Here is a 6,512-nt window from a genome sequence, read left to right as displayed (position 1 = left end):
GGGATTCGAACCCCCGGTACCTCGCAGTACAACGGTTTTCAAGACCGCCGCAATCGACCACTCTGCCACCTCTCCAATGCGGATGCAAATATAAGGACTTTATTTGACTTTCAAAGCGATTTTTGAGTTTTTTTATTCAAGGCATATTTCAAGTAGAAATAACCGCAAATTCCAGCAAACAGGGAGCCTCCGATGATGCCGATTTTTGCCTGATTCAATAAAATGGCTCCTTCTGCGCCCATTCCCGTGTAGGAAAGAGTAGCGATAAATAGAGACACGGTAAATCCGATTCCTCCTAATAGAGATACTCCGAAAAGGGAGTGCATATCCATTTTGTCCGGCATAGTTAACCAGCCGCATTTTATAAAGACGTAGGTGAACGAGAAGATGCCGATGAGTTTTCCGAGTACAAGGGAAACAAAAATCGTTACTGATACGCCTTCTAAAGAGGCAAGCGTGAATCCTTCGAATGAGATACTGGCATTAGCGAATGCGAAAAGGGGCATTACCACGTAATTCACAAGGGTACGCAGATCGTCATCCATGGCTTGCAGGGGACTAACTACTTTATCCGAGGCTGATTCGATATTTTTCAATATGGAAAGTTCCGAGTTACTTAATATGATGTCATTTGAATTCTCCGGTAGTCTTTTCAAACTTTCCCGGATGCTGTTCACGTACTTGTATATATGTAGTTTCGGACGAGCCGGTACAGTAAATGCCACGATGACTCCCGCAATTGTGGGATGGATTCCGGCATTAATGAACAGGCACCAAACGACGATACCGAAGAATATGAAAAACAATTTGTTATGAATCCCCTGTCGTCCGCCGATATATAGGAGTGCGACAATAATTATGGCAGCGATTAAATACTCCACGACCAGATGCGAACTGTAAAACAGAGCGATAATGATAATCCCACCGATATCATCCACGACGGCAAAGGCGGTGAGAAATATCTTCAGGCTCAAGGGGACTTTCTTGCCTAGGAGTGAGAGAACGCCTAGAGAAAAAGCGATGTCCGTTGCCATGGGTATGGCAGCTCCCCGCATGGCAGGACCGGATGGACTGATCAGCCAGAAAAGCAGGACCGGGATGATCATGCCCCCGCAGGCTGCCACAACCGGAAGTAAGGCTTTCCGGGGAGAGGAGAGTTCCCCAACAAGTAGTTCCCGTTTGATCTCTAATCCTACCGAGAAGAAAAAGATAGCCATGAGGGCGTCGTTAATGAAATCCAGCAATGTCATTGGATTGCCATCATGACGATCAAAGAGATTGAAACTTCCGATCGTGAGTGTGATGTTTTTAGAAAGTAAAATATTGTAATATTCCTGTAAAGGGGAATTAGCGATAAGCATGGCGGCAAGGGCCACGAATAAGAGAACTATCCCTCCATTTATTTTCGTTTGAATCAGTCTTCTAATGGAGAATTTAAATATTTCTTTGACCATTGTCCTGTTTATTGGTTGACTATGTTGTGTGCTGCAAATTTAATAAAAGTTGTACAAATTTTCAAATAAAAAGGGTGTTTTCTGCACGTCGGGTCAATCCTTCTTCCAATTCGTGCTGGTGATATAAATATCCCGCGTCTTCATAATATTTTGCCTGTTTTGGGCATTTCTTGATACACGCCCCACATTTGATACAGATTCCTGTAAATTCTCTTACATTTTCATAGCTTATAGATCCCATGGGGCATACTTTTGCGCAACGCTTGCAGTCATTACAACGGTCGTTGGTAAGCGGTTTCACTTTACGGATGTCTACCGGGGTGCCTTGTCGGTCACGAGGTGTGTAATATCCTCGGTAGGGATATGGGGTTCCGGAAACCGGAATGGGGTGTGATAGCGTGTCTGTCTTGTATTTTTCACAGATTTTGCGAACGAATTCATCCACTATATCCATGTCTTTCATGTCCGGCCTGTCTTTTGCCAGTATCCGGGAGAAAGAGTGTTCACCCACGAATGCCCCTGCAGCTATTGTGTGGAGTCCGTTGTTTTCAAGAATGTCTCGTAATTCGATTAGCGCATCGTCGTAATCCCGGTTTCCGAACAGCACGACTGGAACGGCTAAAGCCCCGTTGCCTAGCATCGTGTTCAAGTAGGGTAACAGTACGTTTGGAACTCGCCCGGCGTATACCGGGGTGCCAAACACTACGAGATCGGAGTCCATGAATCGCAAGGATTGTGTCCTTGCCTTGGGTAAGGTAAAATCGTATTCTTCGAGATCGGTTTTTAATGCCCTTGAAAGGCCCTTGGCCGTGGCGGTTACAATCTTGCGGGTTGTCCCTGTCGGGCTGAAGTACACGGCCCGGATCTTGTTGATTATTGTCATTTGTTATATGATTTGAACCATTCGGCAAAGCGGGTAATTCCTGTTTCGAGTGATATTTGCGGGGTATACCCGTAGTCTTCCTGCAAGCGGGTAGTATCGGCCCATGTTTGGTAAACGTCTCCCGGCTGCATCCCGACAAACTCTTTACGGGCCTCTTTTCCTAGGTTCTTTTCCAGCAAGTGGACGAAGTCCATAAGCTGGATGGGGGTACCATGCCCGATATTGTATATCGTGGCGGGGGTGCCGGGTACATCTTCCCGCAGGATTCCCGGTGTTGACACGATTTTCTCGATTCCTGTCACGATGTCTTCGATATAGGTGAAATCTCTGGAGAGATTCCCGTTATTAAAAATGCGAATCACCTCGTCATGTTGAATGGCGTTGGCAAAAAGCATGGGAGCCATATCCGGACGCCCGAAGGGACCGTATACCGTGAAAAATCGTAAACCGATGGTTTGTATGCCGTAGAGATGAGCGTAAGCATTTGCCATCAACTCGTCACTCTTTTTCGTGGCAGCGTAAATGCTGATCGGGTGATCCACGGTGTCCGTCTCCTTGAAAGGAACGGATTGATTGTTCCCGTAGACGGAAGAGGACGAGGCGTATATGAATTTCTTACAGTTCGTCTTTTTACAGGATTCCAGTAAATTAATGAATCCCATCACGTTACTTTGCACGTAACTTTCCGGGTGTTTCAAGCTATACCGTACTCCGGCTTGTGCGGCAAGGTTCACCACGCAGTCGAAAGCATGTGTGGTGAATAATTTATGAATGGCCTCGGCGTCACACAGGTCCAATTGGCAGAACGTGTAATTCGTGTTCAGGGAAGATACGATTTCTTTGCCGGGAACGGGATGGTCTATGCCACAGGCGTGCAGGCGGTCGTGTTTCAAGGCAACATCGTAATAATGGTTGATGGAATCGATTCCATAAACGGTGTGTCCTGCATCCAGTAATTTCTGAACAAGATAAAAACCGATAAACCCCGCTGTTCCAGTAACTAAGACATTCATAATACCTTGTTTTTTATTTTAAATACAATTTTTACGGCAACAAAAATATAAAATTACTCCGTAAAGTTTGTATTCTTCCGGAGGTTTATGCCGCGTGAAGTCCGGCATTTACGAGCCGAAAATGTCGGTTTTTAGCTCCACGGGCACGATCCGGTTTGCGAGGGAAGGGTCATAGGGGACTTCCACCCGGATGTAGTTGTCCGTGAATCCGCCGATTGATCCGGCAATGTCGCTTTCTTCAAACAGCACCGGACGGGTTTGCCCCACGTGTGCCGTGTAGAAATCGTGCAACTTCTGTTCGGAAATGTCTAGGAGTACGTTCACCCGACGATGCTTTTCCGCTTGCGGAACTATATACGGGATGTCCAGTGCTTTTGTTCCGGAACGTTCCGAATAAGGGAACACGTGTAACTGGGAAACATCCAGTCCGGCAATGAATTGGCGGGCATCTTCGAAGGCCTCCGGTGTTTCTCCGCGCATTCCGGCAATCACGTCCACCCCGATAAAGGCATCGGGAATAAGTGTCTTGATTTCCTGCACTTTCTCGGCAAAAAGTTCTCGTTCGTAGCGTCGCCTCATCAAGTGTAACACTTCGTTACTTCCGGATTGAAGAGGTACGTGGAAGTGTGGCATGAAACGCTGGGAGGAGGCCACGAAATGAATGATGTCATCTGTCAGTAGGTTGGGTTCGATGGAGGAGATTCGGAAACGCTGGATTTCTTCCAGCTCATCCAGTGTCCGTATCAATTCGAGGAATGTTTCCCCTGTCTCTCTCCCGAAATCTCCCGTGTTTACTCCCGTGAGAATGATTTCCTTGATACCCTTGGATGCCACGTCACGGGCAGCCTTGATCACGTCTTGGATGGCAGCACTACGGCTACGTCCGCGAGCGAAGGGAATTGTGCAGTAAGAGCAGAAATAGTCGCATCCGTCTTGAATTTTCAGGAAACACCGGGTTCTGTCCCCGTACGAGTATGCAAGATCGAAGTTTTTAACCCCGAAAATATCGCAAGAATGTGGTTCGTGCCGTTCCTGTTCTTCGAGGTGGTTCAAATAGTGGGCCACGTTGAACTTGTCTCGTGCGTTGAGTACCAGATGGACTCCTTCAATGTTCATGATTTCTCGCGCTCTGAGTTGGGCATAACAACCCACCACGACAATGTAGGCTCCGGGATTTCGGTGGATGATTTTCCGGATCATCTGCCGTCCTTTTTTCTCTGCAATATCCGTGACGCTACACGTGTTAATCACGAATATATCCGCACCATCTTTTTCTCCCACAGTCACGGCTCCTTCTTGTTCAAGGCTGTGCTTGATCGTGGAGGTTTCGGAGAAATTCAACTTGCATCCTAATGTGATGTATGCCACTCTCTTCCCAACAATGTTCATATGCGATCTACTTTAAATTTGCTAGCGAGGGGCAAAGATAGAGTTTTTTCATTTCTTATCCATGAATTCCTCGTATAAAGCTACGGAACCATAATGCCATAATTTGGTGTTCTCTTTCTCTAGCGCCTTGTAAGTATTGGAGTGATAAAATTGTCGAATGGCATCTATGATAGAACCGCCATGTTCTTTTATATACAGTTGTACAAAAAGGCTGACTTTGGAAGGCAGTAACAAGTAAAGATTTTTGTCTGTAATTTCCCGGTTCATTAGAATATCTTTATCTAAACTACCATGGTATAGTTTCATTGATTTGCCTTCTTTTGTTTGGTAATGTATTCTTTGATTTCTTCCATCAGCCATTGTTGACTTTGTGTATGTAATACTTCAAAGTTATCCGATAAGTATGATAAGACGTTATATTTTTCGAACAAGCTAATCGCCTCTTCACCAGATAATCCTTGTTTCATTTTGTATTGTTCAATACAAAATGAAAGGAAATAGGCTATATCTAATTTTTTTTATCCATAATAATATCGTTCTCCCAAAATCAGTTCTTATCATGTGTTCATCTAATTGCAAAAATAAGAAATTTATAATGAATGAGAGCATGGAAATTGGAGTTTTATATTCGTGATCAGTTCTTGTTAAGGTATTATCAACTGCTAACCCGGTATTGACTGGGGGTAATGCCTTCGTACCTTTTGAAAAAACGAACGAAGTGTTGTGGGTATTGAAATCCCAGTTTGTAAGCAACTTGCGTGATGCTCTTTTCGGGATGCAACAAATATTCCTTGGCTACATCGAGCATTTTTAACTGGATATATTCTTTTGCCGATTTCCCCGTTTCTTTTTTTACCAGATCACCGAAATAATTGGGAGACAGGCAAATCTTGTCGGCGAAATATTGTACGGAGGGAACACCGTTTTTTTCCACGAGATCAGAATCGAGGTAGTCATCAATCAATCTTTCGAATCGGCTTAATACATCCAGATTCATGTTTTGACGGGTGATGAACTGCCGTTCGTAAAAACGCATACAATAGTCCAAAAGTAGCTCGATGTTCGTGCAGATCAGTCCTTTCGTGTGTTTATCGATGGCGTGTTGTAATTCCGAACGTACGATAGACAGGCAATTGGTTACGACCAAGCGCTCCTCTACTGAAAGGTGGAGAGCCTCGTTTGCCTCGTAAGAAAAAAACGTGTATTTCTTGATTTTTTGCCCTAATGACGTACCACGTATGAAATCCGGGTGGAACAGCAAACCGATGGATTTAGGAGGAACTCCTTCAATCCGGGTAAAACCTACTGTCTGTCCGGGGGCAAAACTGACGACAGTTTCGTCGTCGTAATCGTAGTTGCTTTTCCCGTAGTTGATCACGCAGCCCTTGGTTTCTTTTAGGAAAATACCATAGAAACCGATGGTCATCCGGTAGTTTTCTTGGCGTTCGGGAGCGTCGAAGTCAACCAAACTCACTAGTGGGTGTAGTGTTTGAAAACCAAACAAGTTATTATATTGTTCGATCGTGTCTATTTTCAGTATTTCGTCCATGTTTTTCATTTGATTGATTCTACAACAAAAATACATCTTTTTTCGTGATCCCGTGTACTTCCCGTGAGTGAAACCGTGATCGGGGTAAGTATTCGGGTAAATTCAGTGATTCAGGTAATATCGTTGCTTGTCAATGAGGTAAGTGATATTCGTGGGCGATCTGAATTTCCCCTCGATTTCAGTACATGCCGGTTGGGAGGTATAAAATGAAAAATCTTTTTCTA

7 protein-coding genes are annotated in these 6,512 nt (G+C 44.7%); all 7 read right to left on the bottom strand.

The features are described 5' to 3' along the window. Positions 1-110: 110 nt before the first annotated feature. Positions 111-1,454 carry a Na+/H+ antiporter NhaA gene (nhaA, locus tag I2I33_RS17820; protein ID WP_087422007.1) on the bottom strand — a complete coding sequence of 448 codons (1,344 nt, stop codon included), beginning with the start codon at positions 1,452-1,454 and terminating at the stop codon, positions 111-113. A gap of 61 nt (positions 1,455-1,515) precedes the next feature. Beyond that, positions 1,516-2,337 (bottom strand): EFR1 family ferrodoxin, encoded by an 822-nt coding sequence (locus I2I33_RS17815; RefSeq protein ID WP_087422008.1) that lies wholly within the window; start codon positions 2,335-2,337, stop codon positions 1,516-1,518. Beyond that, the gene (locus I2I33_RS17810) at positions 2,334-3,350 is read right to left on the bottom strand and encodes a GDP-mannose 4,6-dehydratase (RefSeq protein WP_087422009.1); all 1,017 of its coding nucleotides are present in this window, start codon (positions 3,348-3,350) and stop codon (positions 2,334-2,336) included. Before I2I33_RS17810 ends, I2I33_RS17815 begins: the two co-directional genes overlap by 4 nt. A 108-nt stretch (positions 3,351-3,458) precedes the next feature. Further along, complete coding sequence (gene mtaB / locus I2I33_RS17805; RefSeq protein WP_087422010.1) at positions 3,459-4,739, bottom strand: tRNA (N(6)-L-threonylcarbamoyladenosine(37)-C(2))-methylthiotransferase MtaB; 1,281 nt, start codon at positions 4,737-4,739, stop codon at positions 3,459-3,461. 48 nt (positions 4,740-4,787) lie between these two features. Continuing rightward, positions 4,788-5,045, bottom strand: a complete 258-nt coding sequence (locus I2I33_RS17800) for a hypothetical protein (protein WP_229128368.1) — start codon at positions 5,043-5,045, stop codon at positions 4,788-4,790. After that, positions 5,042-5,245, bottom strand: coding sequence for a DUF3791 domain-containing protein (locus tag I2I33_RS17795; protein WP_255378870.1), 204 nt, complete (start codon positions 5,243-5,245; stop codon positions 5,042-5,044). The genes I2I33_RS17800 and I2I33_RS17795 overlap by 4 nt, the downstream gene beginning before the upstream one ends. Before the next feature lie 149 nt (positions 5,246-5,394). Further along, positions 5,395-6,288, bottom strand: a complete 894-nt coding sequence (locus tag I2I33_RS17790; RefSeq protein ID WP_087422232.1) for a helix-turn-helix domain-containing protein — start codon at positions 6,286-6,288, stop codon at positions 5,395-5,397. Positions 6,289-6,512 lie beyond the last annotated feature (224 nt).

Origin of the sequence: Butyricimonas sp. BSD2780061689_150309_C8, assembly GCF_015560935.1 — a bacterium.
In the GTDB taxonomy this organism is placed as follows: Bacteria; Bacteroidota; Bacteroidia; order Bacteroidales; family Marinifilaceae; genus Butyricimonas; species Butyricimonas paravirosa.
Note: the sequence above shows the minus strand (reverse complement) of the source record. Positions and strands in the feature narration are given on the sequence as shown.